At 50.7% G+C, this 15,082-nt stretch carries 12 protein-coding genes; 5 read left to right on the top strand and 7 right to left on the bottom strand.

The annotated features are described in order from the left end of the window. Positions 1-303: 303 nt before the first annotated feature. Both ACLUYS_RS01230 and ACLUYS_RS01235 read right to left on the bottom strand, forming a co-directional pair. Positions 304-876, bottom strand: a complete 573-nt coding sequence (locus tag ACLUYS_RS01230; protein ID WP_230268207.1) for a hypothetical protein — start codon at positions 874-876, stop codon at positions 304-306. Positions 877-1,330: 454 nt separating this feature from the next. Further along, positions 1,331-1,717, bottom strand: a complete 387-nt coding sequence (locus ACLUYS_RS01235) for a desulfoferrodoxin family protein (protein WP_230268208.1) — start codon at positions 1,715-1,717, stop codon at positions 1,331-1,333. Positions 1,718-2,032: 315 nt separating this feature from the next. Here ACLUYS_RS01235 and ACLUYS_RS01240 point away from each other — a divergent pair, with 315 nt between their 5' ends. Next, the gene (locus tag ACLUYS_RS01240) at positions 2,033-2,941 is read left to right on the top strand and encodes an RluA family pseudouridine synthase (RefSeq protein WP_288338942.1); all 909 of its coding nucleotides are present in this window, start codon (positions 2,033-2,035) and stop codon (positions 2,939-2,941) included. Positions 2,942-3,095: 154 nt separating this feature from the next. On the opposite strand, the gene ACLUYS_RS01245 is transcribed toward ACLUYS_RS01240, so the two are convergent. Then, a complete protein-coding gene (locus ACLUYS_RS01245; protein WP_412658721.1) occupies positions 3,096-3,773 on the bottom strand; it encodes a Crp/Fnr family transcriptional regulator in 678 nt (225 codons plus the stop codon). A gap of 183 nt (positions 3,774-3,956) precedes the next feature. Here ACLUYS_RS01245 and hcp point away from each other — a divergent pair, with 183 nt between their 5' ends. Then, on the top strand, positions 3,957-5,600 hold the full coding sequence (hcp, locus tag ACLUYS_RS01250; protein ID WP_412658722.1) for a hydroxylamine reductase: 1,644 nt from the start codon (positions 3,957-3,959) through the stop codon (positions 5,598-5,600). Positions 5,601-5,808: 208 nt separating this feature from the next. On the opposite strand, the gene ACLUYS_RS01255 is transcribed toward hcp, so the two are convergent. The 4 genes from ACLUYS_RS01255 to ACLUYS_RS01270 all read right to left on the bottom strand — a co-directional run bounded on the left by ACLUYS_RS01255 (position 5,809) and on the right by ACLUYS_RS01270 (position 10,466). After that, a complete protein-coding gene (locus tag ACLUYS_RS01255; protein WP_412658724.1) occupies positions 5,809-7,374 on the bottom strand; it encodes a patatin-like phospholipase family protein in 1,566 nt (521 codons plus the stop codon). Next, positions 7,334-8,656 carry a patatin-like phospholipase family protein gene (locus ACLUYS_RS01260; protein WP_412658725.1) on the bottom strand — a complete coding sequence of 441 codons (1,323 nt, stop codon included), beginning with the start codon at positions 8,654-8,656 and terminating at the stop codon, positions 7,334-7,336. Before ACLUYS_RS01260 ends, ACLUYS_RS01255 begins: the two co-directional genes overlap by 41 nt. 152 nt (positions 8,657-8,808) lie before the next feature. Next, entirely contained in the window at positions 8,809-9,387 is a 579-nt protein-coding gene (locus ACLUYS_RS01265; RefSeq protein WP_230268277.1) for a hypothetical protein, read from the bottom strand. A 161-nt stretch (positions 9,388-9,548) separates the two neighbouring features. Further along, positions 9,549-10,466: an RluA family pseudouridine synthase gene (locus ACLUYS_RS01270; RefSeq protein WP_412658727.1), complete on the bottom strand. Its 918-nt coding sequence runs from the start codon at positions 10,464-10,466 to the stop codon at positions 9,549-9,551. A gap of 517 nt (positions 10,467-10,983) precedes the next feature. Here ACLUYS_RS01270 and ACLUYS_RS01275 point away from each other — a divergent pair. The 3 genes from ACLUYS_RS01275 to ACLUYS_RS01285 form a co-directional block, all read left to right on the top strand. After that, positions 10,984-12,522 (top strand): 4Fe-4S dicluster domain-containing protein, encoded by a 1,539-nt coding sequence (locus ACLUYS_RS01275; RefSeq protein WP_288338936.1) that lies wholly within the window; start codon positions 10,984-10,986, stop codon positions 12,520-12,522. Between the two features lie 205 nt (positions 12,523-12,727). Continuing rightward, complete coding sequence (locus ACLUYS_RS01280; protein ID WP_230268274.1) at positions 12,728-13,507, top strand: ABC transporter permease; 780 nt, start codon at positions 12,728-12,730, stop codon at positions 13,505-13,507. A 427-nt stretch (positions 13,508-13,934) separates the two neighbouring features. Beyond that, the coding region (locus tag ACLUYS_RS01285) for a glycosyltransferase (protein WP_412658728.1) at positions 13,935-15,082 on the top strand (1,148 nt) is incomplete at its 3' end.

A 15,082-nucleotide genomic window follows, 5' to 3' on the forward strand; every position in this document is an offset into this window, starting at 1 on the left:
TTTATGCCCGTATTCGCTTGACAGAACGTTCAAAACGTCCTTGTTTTGTACACATTCTTTCCAGTACTTTAAACTGGATCCGGTCTATATCCAGTCCTATATATCTTCTTTCTCACAAAAATTTCTTTCTCACAAAAATGGCCGCGATAATTTTCGATCCAAAAAGAATACCTGGAACAACAGATTTCCCCAAGAAAAGCTCCCTCAAGCCCGTCCGTTTCTTTCTGGGACCGGCTTGAGGGAGCGTAATTCATTCCCTGTCTGCTCGAGCAATATTTACTGATTCAATATCTGTACTTGATTCTATTTTTTGCCGAACAGGGCACGAAGCAGCGCGATGCCGCCGGCAACCATCAGGAACACCTTGCCGGCTTCAATCAGAGCGGCTTTTGGATCGTCCTGCATTTCCTGCGCGAAATCACCGACATGATCCACAGCTTTTTCACGGAACTCGCCGAATTTTTCGCGGGCATCCTGTGAAAGTTCATTGAAGCGATCATCAAAGGCGTCTGCACGTCGGTCGACTTCTTCGCCAAACTGATGCGCGTAGTCTTCGAGCTGCGAACCGGCTTCTTTCGATGCCTGATTAAAATCGGCTTCTGCTTCTTTAGCAGCCTGACTGAAATCGGCTTTCACCTGTTCTTCGGCTTTTTGCGCTTCTTCTTTTGCGGCCTCCGCGTAGGCGCCGGCTTCGGCCATTTTCGCATGGGCCTGATCGACCGCCTGCTGGAAGTCCGTCTTTACGCTTTCACGAACCTGACTGGCTTTTTCTTCGGCGCTGGCCAGATCTTTTTTCATATCCTGATCGAGAACTGTTTTCTCGTCTTTTGTTGTTTCGGCTGTTTCGGGATGCATCGTGCTTTTTTCTTCGTTCATAGTAAACCTCCCATTTCGACCATCTATACTCGTTCCCTTTTCCGCTTCTTCTATCCGATCCTTTTCCGCGCCGCTCAACGCTTCGTTTGGCTTTCTTACGAAATCCAGAACAAAGGAAGAACGTGAAAAAGAAGAGGCAAATCGGAAAAAAGCGGCGAATCGATCCGCGGGAACCGTTCCCTGTATGGATCGGTTTATAGATCGTCTTTCTCTGTTTCCATTATCTTGCAGCATGCGTTTTTCAAGAATTGCGTTGCCTGAACAAAAAAATGGTAAGAAGCGAGAAAGCGGGCGGACAAACAAATACGCGTTTCGTTCTTTTCAATCCGTATGGATTTAAAAAGAGAAAACGAAAAGCCTAAGTTCGTTCGAAAACTCAGGCTTGAATCGTTTTGTGCGTGTGTGGTATTGCAGCCGGGCAGTCGTTTACGTACGCTGGGTTTTGGGCGACCGACTAGAGATCGATTTCCTTTTTCCAGAGACCGTGCAGATTGCAGTATTCGTAGACAGCTGCTTTGCCGCTCTGTCCTTTGACATCGAATACAGCGACTGGTTCCTGACCAGGAAACAGAGTCTGCTTTTCTACGGATCCATCCGGATATTCCATCCAGATGTTGGTGATCCAGTGCGCCGGAAGCATCGGGTGCTTGGTCGAGCCGACCTGTACGGAGACTTTGCCGTCTTCTACTTTTACATCCGGTACGTGTTTTTCGAGCGCAGCATCGGTAGAACCGGCTTCGAGAAGCACTGCTGGTTCGCCGTTAATGGTAATATCAAGTTCCTTGTCCACGGGCAGTACAACTTCAACTACATCGCCCTGAGCACTTTTGTAGAGTTTCATAAGAAATTCCTCCTTGTCTCTACTAGTCTACCATTGACCGTTTTGCGGCCTCCCGATTACGACCGTAAACTGACATTCGTTCGGAAGAAAAAACTATAAAAAACATAGAAAACTTCACAGAAAAGATGACTTTGCCTTTTTTGCGCTTTGAAAGTGGATAATTCCGTCTTCCACGCAGGCCTCGACCCGCATTTTCCGATGCCCTGGCAGCCGTTCAAACCCCTTCCCTTTGCGTAAAACAGGCAAACGTTCATCATTTCCTCATTTGTGGCCGCTTCGGGATAAGATGAAGAAAACAACAGAAAGGTTTTAATCATGTCCATTCAAATTCATGTTCTCCCTGATGGAAATCTTCAGGCGCTGACGGATCTGCCGATCACGCTGGAAGAATTCAATACATTTTTGGCGATTTCCAAAGAAAAGAAAAAACATACGGAAATTCTGAAAAACGGTCAGGTCATCACCAACCCGGCTGAAGAAATTTCCCCAAAAGATAAAGTCACCGTTCGCATCGACCAAACGTTCGATATTTCAGAAACGACACCGCTGTCCTTTGCGGGCGTTCCGATCGTTTACGAAGACGATTTCTGCCTGGTAGCCAACAAGAAGCCGTTTTTACTCGTGCATGGTGACGGCAATACCGAAGATACGCTGACCTCCCGCGTCAACGGCTATCTCGTTTCCAACGGCGCCCGCTTTGCGGCGCAGCCGGTCAACCGCATCGACCAGGAAGCCAGCGGCCTCGTTCTTTTTTCCAAGCATCCGCTTGTCAAGGCGTTCCTCGATGAGCAGTTCGAAAACGGCACCGCCAAAAAGGAATATCTCGCCGTTGTAGACGGCCGTGTGGATCATCGGGAAATCGACATCAACAACCCGATTGCCCGCAACCGTCACGAAGCCGAAAAGATGATGGTCTTCTCCAAAGGCAAACCTGCCCATACCCACATCACCCGTCTGAAACTGTTTGAAGACAAATCGCTCGTCTCTGCCGACATTTCCACCGGACGCAAGCACCAGATCCGCGTTCATCTGGCCAACATCGGCTATCCGATCATGAACGATCCGCTGTACGGTCTTGTCCGCAACAAAAAAGGCCTGATGCTTCAGGCCTATCGTCTGCGCTTTCTGCAGCCGTACACGCGCAAGCCGATCGAAGTCGAACTCGACATGGATACCCGCTTCAAATGGTTTGATCCGGCCCTTGCCCGCAAAAGCGATAACTAATGCGGCATTTGATCTTTCGTTAACCATTTTGATCCATTTTGCTAAAACGCTGAGCTGCCAAAATCCGGCAGCTTTTTTCATGTCCTGCAGCAAGATCTGGACCAGCAGGTTTCCCTTTTCCTCCGGTTCAATTCGTCCGTTTTGATTCGTTCGTTTAAAGCAAATCGTGTTTGGCGGGATCGAGCAGTTCAAAATGATTTTTTTCAAACGCGATCAGTCCCTCTTTTTTCATGCGGCCAAGTTCCTTAGAGAGGGCGCTCCGTTCTACATTCAGATAATCGGCGAGCTGCTGTCGATCAAACGGGATTTCGAAAACGCGGCTTCCCTTTTTGAGCGCCGCAAAACGCAGATACGCAAGTACGCGGGAGCGGATCGTTCTGGAAGATGTGAAAAAGCTGCGTCTGGATAAAGCCAGATTTTTCTGCGCACCCAGCAGCGTCAGATTGTACAGAACTTTCGTCTCCCACCCCCCGCATCGGCAGGAGCCGGGTTTCAGATTTTGCAAATCCAGAAACAGAATGCGGGTCGGTTCATTGGCTGCAACTTCCACCAGTGTCGGCTCATTGCCAAGAAGAGCGTATGCCTCCGCAAAATACTGACCAGGGACGATAAGGTTTAAAATCGTCCGGTTTCCCATTTCATCCAGGCTTTCAATGCGAACGCTTCCCGACAGAACCAGACCCATTTCATGCGTTGAGCGGCCCACATGCAAAATCGTCTCTCCCTTGTCAAAATGGCGTTCTCTGGCGTGCAGCGCATGAAGCGACTGACCCAATTCATCCTTATCCATTCCTTTAAATAAAGCGGTTTTCAGCAGCTGTTTTTCGTCCATGAAAATTCTCCATAAAAATTTGTCGATGTGGTTTTAACCACATACTTATCGTCTGCATTTGAATACAGTAAAAACGAACACAGAAGCAAACAAACTGCCCGCTTGTCGCGCCTTTTAAAGGCGCGCCTTCTTTTGTCCGCCCGTTCTGGGCCGGTCCGGGCAGTCTATGGAGGATATACATATATGAAAGAGAAAATGTTCTGTTATCAGTGTCAGGAAACCGCAGGCAATACGGGATGCACCATCGCAGGGGTCTGCGGAAAAAAGCCGGAAGTCGCGGCCATGCAGGATCTGCTCGTCTACGTAACCAAAGGCCTTTCGAGCATTACAACGAAAATGCGTGCTGATTGTCTGCCGGTTTCGCAGGCGGTCAATCATCAGATTTCCAGAAATCTGTTTACAACGATTACCAACGCCAATTTTGATCGCGATTTCATCCGTCTCATGGTAGAAGACACGCTGGAAATGAAGGAAAACCTGCTCGGACAGCTTGGCAGTACGGACGGTCTGCCCGAAGCTGCCTTCTGGAACGGACCGAAAGAAGACTTTGAATCGAAAGCCGCTGAAGTCGGTGTGCTTTCGACCAAAGATGAAGATATCCGTTCTTTACGCGAGCTCATCACGTATGGACTGAAGGGCCTTTCCGCCTACTCCAAGCACGCCAACGCGCTTTTGCACGATAACGAAGCCGTTGACGCGTTTCTCCAGAACGCTTTAAGCAAAACGCTCGACGATTCGCTGAGCGTCGACGACCTCGTCGCCCTGGCTCTGGAAACCGGAAAATACGGCGTAGACGGCATGGCCCTTCTCGACAAAGCCAATACCGACGCGTACGGCCATCCGGAAATGACCGAAGTGGAAATCGGTGTCCGCCAAAACCCGGGAATTCTTGTTTCCGGACACGATCTGCGCGATCTGGAAATGCTTCTGGAACAGACGCAGGGTACAGGCGTAGACGTCTATACCCATTCCGAAATGCTTCCCGCTCACTACTATCCGTCGTTCAAGAAGTATCCCCATTTTGCGGGCAACTACGGAAACGCCTGGTGGAAGCAGCGCGAAGAGTTTGAAAAATTCAACGGTCCGATTTTAATGACGACAAACTGCATCGTTCCGCCGGCCGAAAGCTATAAAGACCGTCTCTGGACAACCGGAACGACCGGATATCCAGGCTGCCGCCATATCGATAGTGCCTATGGAGAAATCAAGGACTTTTCCGCTCTGATTGAACAGGCGAAAACGTGCCCGGCACCAGAGGAAATCGAAACCGGAACAATCGTCGGCGGCTTTGCGCATGAGCAGGTGTTCGCACTCGCCGATCAGATCGTCGAAGCCGTAAAGAGCGGCGCCATTCGAAAATTTGTGGTGATGGCGGGATGCGACGGCCGTCAGAGAAGCCGCGACTATTACACCGAATTCGCGAAAAAGCTTCCAGAAGACGCGGTAATCCTGACCGCCGGCTGTGCCAAATACAAATACAACAAGCTGAATCTCGGCGATATTCAGGGCATTCCAAGAGTCCTGGACGCCGGTCAGTGCAACGACTCGTACTCGCTCGCGCTGATCGCTCTGAAACTGAAAGACGTTTTCGGACTCGACGATATCAACGACCTCCCGATCGTCTACAACATCGCCTGGTATGAACAGAAAGCCGTCATCGTTCTGCTTTCCCTGCTCTATCTGGGCATTAAGAACATTCATCTTGGGCCAACGCTTCCGGCGTTCCTGTCCCCAAATGTGGCGAAAGTCCTGATTGAAAACTTTGGCCTTTCCGGCATCCGTACGGTAGATCAGGACCTGAAGCTGTTCTTTGGCGACGAAGCGTAAGCAATCGGTTCGACTGGGCGAATTCCTTCCTTTCCGCTAAAGGATCCTTCCCATCCGCTTTACAGATCGATTTCATCCCCTGCCTGATTTCCTGAATTCTTTTTCTGCCTGGTAAACGAACAGCCCAAAGAGCCGGTTTTTCCGGTTTTCTTCGGGCTGTTTTTGTATGGGAATGGGGAAAATGCGCATTTCAAAATCGGAAAAGCTGCTAGACGTTTTCCGGTTCGGTTTCTTTTTCGCCGGACATCACCCGCACATAGGCATCGGGATCCTGGGCGTTCAAAACGGCCGGTTCAGAAGACGGACTCGCCAAAGAAGCTGGATCGGTATTTGTCTTCTGATCTTTGGAATTCTCTGTTTTCGAGGATTCGTCTTCTGTCTGGGTTTGCGGCGTTCTGGACAGTTCTTCTTCGAGTTCGTCGTTGCCTTCATGAATGGCGCGTACGTGATGCAGCGATTCCACGAGTGCATCGAGGCAGTACCAGATCCAGGCCAGCGTATAGCTCAGCGGAATCTGCTCTTTAATGGCTTCGACTTTGGATGGAAAGTGCCCGCTCTTTTTCAGATAGCGATGGAGCACAACCATGATTTCTTCCCGTTTCATTTTCGAGAAAAATTCAACGATCCGAAATTCATCGCCGTCGTAGGACGACTTGATCGCATCCAGCTGCGTGACGATCTGATCAAGATAGTCGCCGTAGTCGTACAGCGCGACGGGATCGATTTTGGCCAGCAGTGCGAGCGCCTCGACCAGCCGGCCAAATTCATAGCCAGGATCCGCTGCAGCAGACGAGCGGCCAGGCGTATAGCCGAGCGCGCTTTTCAAAATGTGGAAATCCAGATCCGGGATTTTCGGGAAAACGATATGCATCTGCGTCGTCTGGCGAATGAGATAGTTTTCCACGATCTCAATCAGGGGCAGATCCCGGTTTTCAAACGTATACAAATAGCCGCAGAGCGACCCGAGCTGCTTGCGCGTTTCGAGATAGCCCTGGTTGTACATGCGCATCGCATGACCGGTAGAAAAATCCAGCGCGTTTCCCGGATTAATCAGCGGTTCGAGATAAAACATGTCTTCCGTTAAGGAAGGCGGCAGCGGTTCGCCCGGATCGTGCAGGTCGACGACGACCGTCCAGTCCAGGCTGGGATCGAGGGCATGGAGCAGATCGATCGGCACGTTATCCGCGTACATGCCATCCATATACTCTTCTCCGTTGATCGTCACTTTCGGAAACGCGGGATAGCACGCCGAGGAAGCCATTACGACTTCTTCCGCGTTTTCCGCAGTAATTTCGCCTTTAAAAAAGGCGCGGGCTTCCTTTTTCGTATCGTTATACGCCATGCATCCGTAGCGTACGGGCGATTCTTTGAACGTTTCGTAATCGAACATCATCCGAAAGTGTTCGCGCAGCGGTGTGATGTCCATTTTGGAATCGAAGTACTTGATAATGAAATTCAGAACCGTCCGGCTTCCGAGCACTTTTTCCTTCAGTGTCACCGGCAGAACCGGCAGATCTGCCGCAATTTCCTGGGGCTGCATGTTCATGACAAAGTCTGTAACCGTCTCGATGCGGTTTCCCGGATAAAAAATGCCGACCAGCGCGCCGATCGACGTCCCGCTCAGCGCGTCAAAGGTGATGCCGGCTTCGTTAAACGCCTGCCAGACGCCGACGTGATAGCACCCTTTCGAACCGCCGCCTCCAAGGACGAGTCCATATTTTTCATTCGGCTTCTTATCGGCCGGACGCAGGTTCTGATGTCGTTCTCTGTTCATAAGCTGCCTCCATGAAAAACCAGACCAGGGCAAGCGCGACCTGGCCGGGCAGAATTCGATTGTACGGGGTCGCTTTCAGCATCGAATCGACGCCGGTGCGCGCAATCCGCTCTTTCATCAGTACGATCAGCCGCATTTTCGAATGAATGTCGTCTTCATTCTGGATTGTCGTGCGAATCGGATGGGCTTCAATCTCGCTCAGACGCGTAAAAAGCAAAGAAAGAAAATCCGCAAATGAATACACGCGATACGGATCGAGACCGGCCAGATACGCCAGAATTTCGAGCAGTTCCACAAAGCTTTCCTGTTCGAGCAGAGCCTTCGACAAGTCGCTTGGCGAATACTTCACGGCCCAGCGGCTGAGTCCTGCAATTTCTCTGGCCTCCATGGAAATACGATGAATCGAAAAGAGAAAGCCCAGATAGCCTTCGTAAAAATCGATGGCTTCCTGACTGCTTCGATCAAAGGTAAAGAGATGACCGGCATACAGGCCGCGCAGTTTTCCCATTTCCAGCTCGCCTGCAGCCAGATTTTTCATGCACGCAGCGCGGGAGAAATCGAGAAAGTTTTCCAGCGGCAAAATCGGCTTCATCAAAAAGAGATCGACCGATGGAGAAACCGGAAGCACGAGGCCTGGCCCTTCGACATCGACGCCAAGTACCTTTTTCGCGCCCATCTTCACGGCCAGATCTACCGGCACGTTGTCCCAGTAGCCGCCGTCAATGTACTCCTGATCGTTCATCTTCATGACCGGAAATGCCGGGTAACACGATGCGGAAGCCAGAATGATGTTCTGCGCGTTTTCTTCGTTCATCTCGTTTTTGAAATAGGCTTCCGGCCTTTTCGTGCTCAGATTAAACGTCATGCACGCAAAGTTGGTCGGCGATGCCCTGAACGCTTTATAGTCAAACATCGCATCCAGCGATTCCTTGAGCGGCGAGATGTTCATCCCCGTTCTCGAAAAGATGTAGCGGGAGAGAAAGTCTTCAATTTTCTTTCGATCCTGAATCCATTTGCCAAGATTTTCGGGAAAGTAAACCATATCCTTGGCAATCGCCTGCGGATGCATCGTCTGTACAAATTCGATCATCTGTGGCAGGGCACCCTGAACATACATGGCGCCGACCAGCGCGCCGATCGACGTGCCGCTCACCGCATCAAAGCGAAGCCCGGCTTCATTCAGAGCTTTCCAGAGACCGATTTCGTAGCAGCCTCTCGCCCCTCCGCCGCCTAAGGCAAGCCCATTTGGGACGGCGTTCAGGTTTTCAAACCAGCTGTTCATTCGGATCCCCTCCTTTGACAAAATAAAAATGCATTCCTGTTCAGAAATATGCATTGAGTGTACCAAAACCGGCAGGAAAGCAAACCTTTCAAAACTGGAATTCTGTTCGTTTTCTCAGGAGCCTCCGGTGCACGATCCGCGAACAGAAAAAATCATAAGCAGCCCGCAAGTTTCTCATACAGAGTCATACCGTGCGCAAAGGCGATCACAAATCCGATCATCAGCGCGCTTCCAAAAGGAATATCCTCATTTGAGAAGCCAAGTAAAACGAAGCCTGTAAGAAGACTGATGGCCATGCACACCTGCATGCGTTCAAAGCCAAGCCCAAACGCCAGGCCGAAAAGCAAAAGCACATCCGCAAGCCCCAGTTTCTTCTGTCTCCATAAAACCAGACCGCCAATGCCATACACAAAGCCCAGACCATCCAAAAGCGAAAAGCCCCGCAATCCCGGGTGCGTGAGTCCGACACTCCAGAAAAGAAGAAGTCCAAACGGTAACAGCCAGTACGCGCTGAAATAGCGCGTATACAAATCTTCCATCCACGCCATGCCGCCAAAAAGACCGAGAACGCAAAAAAAGAGCAGTTCCTCTGACCAGGCCAGTTCGAGCAGAACGTACGGATAATACAGCACCCAGAAGATAAGTCCAGCAGCGGATCGACCATAGTGGCGCCAGATAAAAAACAGAAAGCAGCCCGTGCAGACGAGCGCAGAAATGAGCAGTCGTGTCATATCTGGACGGTAACAGAAACTTGTGACTTTCCAAACCGGCTCTAGTTTCGCTCCGTACGCTGGATCTGCACGCTTTCTGTTCTGTATTTAATCTTTATAAAATCGACAGTTTGGCGGCCTGCTTTCGGCTTTCGCTTCAGACTTCCCGCTCGAATTCCCTTCTAAAAATCCGCAGGAAGCGTTTTTAAGGACAGTCTTTCGCTTTTGGGAATTTCGATGACAGCCGGCTTTTCAAAAGGCGTGTTTTCCAGCGAAATTTTCCACGCCTGCAGCCGGTAATCGCCTTTTCCTTTTTTATCGCCGTACTTCACATCCCGGGCCAGCGGGGTATGGAAATGGGCGAGCGTGGCGCGGATCTGATGAAAGCGTCCGGTATGCAGATCGATCTGCGAAAGGCACAGATGCCGTACTGGATCTTCCTCAATCGTGTGCACATCCATAATGGCGCTGTCATAGCCGTCTTTCGGGCTCTCGCTGATCAGGGCCTTTGTTCCTTCTTTTTTCAGCCAGACTTCAATATGTCCCTGAACGGGCTTTTTGCGGGTAACGGCCAGGTAGCTTTTTTTGAGCGCGCGCTCCCGGATCGCCTCGGCCAGCGTTCGCGCGCTTTCGGCGTTTTTGGCCGCCAGCACCAGACCGGACGTATTCCGATCCAGACGGTGCGCCAGAGCCGGTCGAAACGACTGTTCCGCTGCGGGATCGTATTCCCCGTTTTTATACAGATGCCAGAGCAGACGGTCGTTGAGCGTATCCTGGCTTTCGGCCGAATCTTTAACCGAAAGCAGACCGGCCGGCTTGTTTGCCGCAATCAGGTTTTCGTCTTCGTAGAAGACATCCAGATCGGGCCGCTTTTCCATCGTCTGCGGTTTGGTTTCGAGAAGATCCGGCGCCAGAAAGAGCAGAATGTGATCGCCTTCCTGCAGGATCTGATCAAACTGCGCCCGCTTGCGGTTCACCTTGATTTTCTTATTGCGCACCGCTTTATAGAGCGCGCCCTTGTGCAGATTTGGAAACGCCTTGAGCAGAAACTTGTCCAGGCGCTGCGACGCGTCATTTTTCTGAATGATCAGCTCTTTCATAGAAATTTCTCCTTCTCCAATCAAAATTCCCGCTTTCGCGGATTTTGAATATTTCCAAAGAAAAGCGTGTTTCCACCGTCTGGACGGAGCGCTTTTCTCCTTTTCTTCTTCATTTTTTCTTCTTTATGCCGACGGAGTATCCAGCCGGCTTTTTTCCATCCCGTTTTCTGTTTTCAAAAAATCCTATTTTCTGAGGATGAAAGGAAGCGGCTCCGGCTTGCTTATTTCCTTTTTGTGCAGTGCGATATCATTTTGAATCAAAACATTGAAAAAAAGGATGACCGGAATAAAAATAATAAGGAACACACTGCGAAAGCCGCATGGGAAACCGTCACTTCCTGTGCCTGAATTTTAAGGCGATATTTTCGAAACCCCTTACATTTCCAGATAATTTTCGACAGTTCATGGTTTCTGTTTGTGAATTTTGTAACAACTTGTTATTCTAAGAAAGCTGTTTAAGTAAATTCATCAGAAATCACATTTTGATTCCATACAGAGGAAGGAAGGAGCAACTTACATGAGAGGTGTTTACAACTCGGTTACCGATATTCGTCGTAAAGTCTTTGCGGCCATTGCCGATATGGCTTACAGCGATGACGTCGATTACAAAGAAAGAATGGAAGCCATTCCCTATGAAATCATTCAGGGCAAACAGGCCAAATACCGTGATTCCGTTTTTCTCGAACGTGCAATCATCGGTGAACGTCTGCGCTTAGGCATGGGCCTGCCCGTACGCGACATTACCACCGCCGGCGCGATCAGTGACGGCGTCGAAGAGAGCGCTGTAGCGACAAAGTACTATGACCAGCCTCTCGTTAACATTATCTCCTTTGCCTGCCATGGCTGCCCGGAAAAGAAAGTCATGGTCACCAGCGCCTGCCAGGGATGCCTTTCCCACCAGTGCGTAGAAGTCTGCCCGAAAAAAGCCGTACACATGGTGGACGGTCATTCGGAAATTGATCAGGACCTCTGCATCAAATGCGGCAAGTGCATGGAAGCCTGCCCGTATCATGCGATCGTAAAAATTGAACGTCCGTGCGCGGTAAGCTGCGGCATGAACGCCATCCATTCCGACGAAGACGGAAAAGCCAAAATCGACTACGACAAGTGCGTATCCTGCGGTCAGTGCCTCGTTTCCTGCCCGTTTGGCGCCATCGTCGACAAAGGTCAGATTTTCCAGACCATCAAGGCCATGAAGGAAGGCGAAGAAGTTATCGCCGCTGTAGCTCCTGCCTTTGTCGGCCAGTTCGGTCCGACCGTCACTCCGGAAAAAGTCGTTGCGGCGCTGAAGGAAGCCGGATTCTCGGATGTTGTTGAAGTCGCCATCGGTGCCGACCTGTGCACGATTGAAGAAGCCGAAGACTTCCTGAACAAAGTTCCGGAAAAGCAGCCGTTCATGGCGACCAGCTGCTGCCCGGCCTGGTCCGTAATGGCGAAAAAGGAATTCCCTCAGTTCAAAGACTATATTTCCATGGCGCTTACGCCCATGGTTCTGACCGCCCGTCTCATTAAAAAGGAACACCCGAACGCAAAAGTGGCCTTCATCGGTCCCTGCGCGGCGAAGAAGCTCGAAGCGAGCCGCCGTTCCATTCGTTCGGACGTCGACTTCGTTCTGACCTTTGAAGAAGTCATGGGCATGTTCGTCGCCAAGGGCATCGATCTGCCGCAGGTTGTTGCCGAAGAAGGCACCTTTGACAAAGGTACCGCAGCGGGCCGTGAATTCGCGGTTTCCGGCGGCGTAGCGAAAGCCGTTAAATCCCTTATCGAGAAAAACAATCCGGGTACCACGGTAAAAGTCCAGGCTGCCGAAGGTCTGAAAAACTGCCGTACGATGCTGATGATGGCCAAGGCCGGCCGTCTCAACGGCTACCTGCTCGAAGGCATGGCCTGCCCGGGCGGATGCGTAGCCGGTGCCGGAACGCTTGCCCCGATCGCCAAGACCTCGGCGCAGGTCAAGAAGTACGCCAAGGAAGACAAGATGCAGTTTGCGGACGAATCCATGCATTCGGATCGCGTGCACGAAATCTCCCATATGTACGACGCACCGGAAGAATAATTTCCAGCTTCGTCTTCCCTTAACGCTATTTACGCCGGAGCAAAACGCTCCGGCGCTTTTGTTTTTCGGGGAGATCTGTTTCAATAGAAGACAGCCGTAAACCCGTTCGAAAACGGATTTTTCACTCTGTCTTCCGATTTCTTTTATAATTGGAGGGCACGGTTTCTTCTGTTTCACACAGGTACCGGCTTCAAGGAGGCTTGACATGAAATCCATCCGCGAGTTCTACGAATATCGCGAACTGCTCAAGACGAACGTTCGCAAGGATATTCGCGGCCGCTATAAAGGTTCATTTCTTGGCGTCCTGTGGACATTTCTGACCCCTCTGCTTCAGGTGCTGGTTTACTACCTGGTATTCCCTTACCTGATGCGCGGCGGCATGCCGAACTTTCTGGTGTATCTGATTACCGGTATTTTCCCCTGGAACTTTTTCCAGAGCGGCGTGGTCGGCGCGACCGGCTGCATCAAGGCCAATGAGGGCGTCGTCAAGAAGGTTTACTTTCCGAGAAAGATCCTCGTGCTTTCGCAGGTTCTTTCCGGACTGGTCAACTTCTTCATTTCCATTCCGATCATGCTGATCTTCGTTGTGATCTACCAGATTCCTCTGACGTGGAACGTTCTCTGGATTCCGGCAATCGGAGTGATTGAAGCCCTTCTCATTTACGGCATCGGTCTGATTCTGGCTGCCGTGAATGTGTACGTCCAGGACGTTAACAACATTATTCAGTTCGTCTTAAACCTGCTGTTCTATGGAACGCCGATCGTTTATTCGCTCAGCGTGTTCCCTTCCAAGCATATTCTCGCCTATATGATCCGTCTGAACCCCCTGACGATGATCGTAGACGCCAGCCGCGCCGTCATGATGGACGGAACGGCGCCAAACTTTATCTGTCTTGGCATCGTGCTGCTGCTCGGCATTGTTCTGACCATGTTTGGTACCTGGGTATTTGACAAGCTGCAAAGAGGCTTTGCGGAAGAGCTCTAAGGCTTCCAAAGGCTTTCTATCTTTTCTTACCCGCTGACAAAGCGGCACCAATTGAGGGATTCTGCACATTTAATTTGTTGATTACGTGTTAAACACGAAGGAAACAAGCAATCGAAAACGCATTTCTCTGCAGAATCAAGAAGACCTGATCCGGATGTTCTATCCGGATTTTGGCTGTATGGAGATCTGCTTTTTTCCTTTATATAAAAAGAGCATCCCGACAGAAAAGAAATATGCGATCGAAGTTGAACTGCTTTGGTTTGCGCAAAGCGAAAATTTGACAGTGTACAATAGTTCATTTCGACGCGATGGATTCATCAATGTTATTTTGATGTTAAACATGAAGTAAAGTAATCAGACGGCAGCCCGAACGCCGCACCGACAAAGACCTGTGCCCTGGGACTGACCGGTTTAAAAAGGACATTTTATGAGCAATGAATTTTATTCTTTAATGATCAACCAGTTTCTCGTAACCCCGCATCCGGATCAGTCCGTTTCGATTGTGATGTCCGGCATCGCGGTCGATACCGAAACTCCGGAAGGCGGCGACTTTGAGCTGAAAGTCAACGGCCAGCCTGTACACACGCGCGTACGCCGCGACCGCCGCAATCAGGGTGCCCGCCTCGCCAAACAGGCACCGGAAATTACCCACGCCGGCTTTACCCTGCGTGCGGATCTGCCAAACGTGAACGTTGAAAAAGTTGAACTGACCTACAACGGCCGCGGAAAAAAAGTATTCGAAGGCCAGGCGCTCGAAAAAGCGACCAATACGACTGGCCTGATGTCGATGATCGACGTCTATCTGTACCAGAAGAAAAAAGACCTTCTGATCATTCAGGGCTGGCTGATCGGCACCAATTCGTCCGAGCCGTTCGAAATCACCCTGCTCGACGCGCACGGAAACGAAGTTAAGGACGCTAAAGTTCGCTTCTCCGCCCGCTTTGATGTTTCCCGCAGCTTCTTCACTCTGACCGAACGCGTCAGCGGCTTCCATATTTATGTAAACAACCCGGCCCGCTTCGATAAGCCGTTTTCCATGAAAGTGTCGAACGGGCAGCAGGAATGGATCGTTCCGATCGTTCAGCCAAAACTGAGCTGGCTTAATCTGAAAGGCATCAACGCCCAGCGCATTTCCCATGGCGTGGAATACCTGCGCATCCACGGGCTGAAACCGTTCCTTTCCCGTCTCCACTTCAAGGCGACCCATAAGGACTCCCCGTTTAACGATGAGTACAACCGCTGGTTCCTCGCGCACCGCGCTACACCGGAACAGCTTGAAGCGCAGCGCAGGGTGAAATTTGACTGGAATCCGAAAGTTTCCCTGATCGTTGCCGCGTACAACACGCCGCTCGATCTTCTGGAAAAAATGATCGATTCCGTGCGCGAACAGACGTACGATAACTGGCAGCTGTGCATCGCCGACGGCTCTTCGACAAACGATGTCGAAGACTACCTCAAGGCGCATCCGGATCCAAAAATTTCCTGGTGCCGTCTGGAGAAAAACCTCGGCATTTCCGGCAACATGAACGCCGCAGCCGATCTGTCGGACGGCGAACTCATTTCGCTGTACGACCA

Origin of the sequence: Allobaculum sp., assembly GCF_047010065.1 — a bacterium.
GTDB classification, from domain to species: Bacteria; Bacillota_I; Bacilli_A; order Erysipelotrichales; family Erysipelotrichaceae; genus Allobaculum; species Allobaculum fili.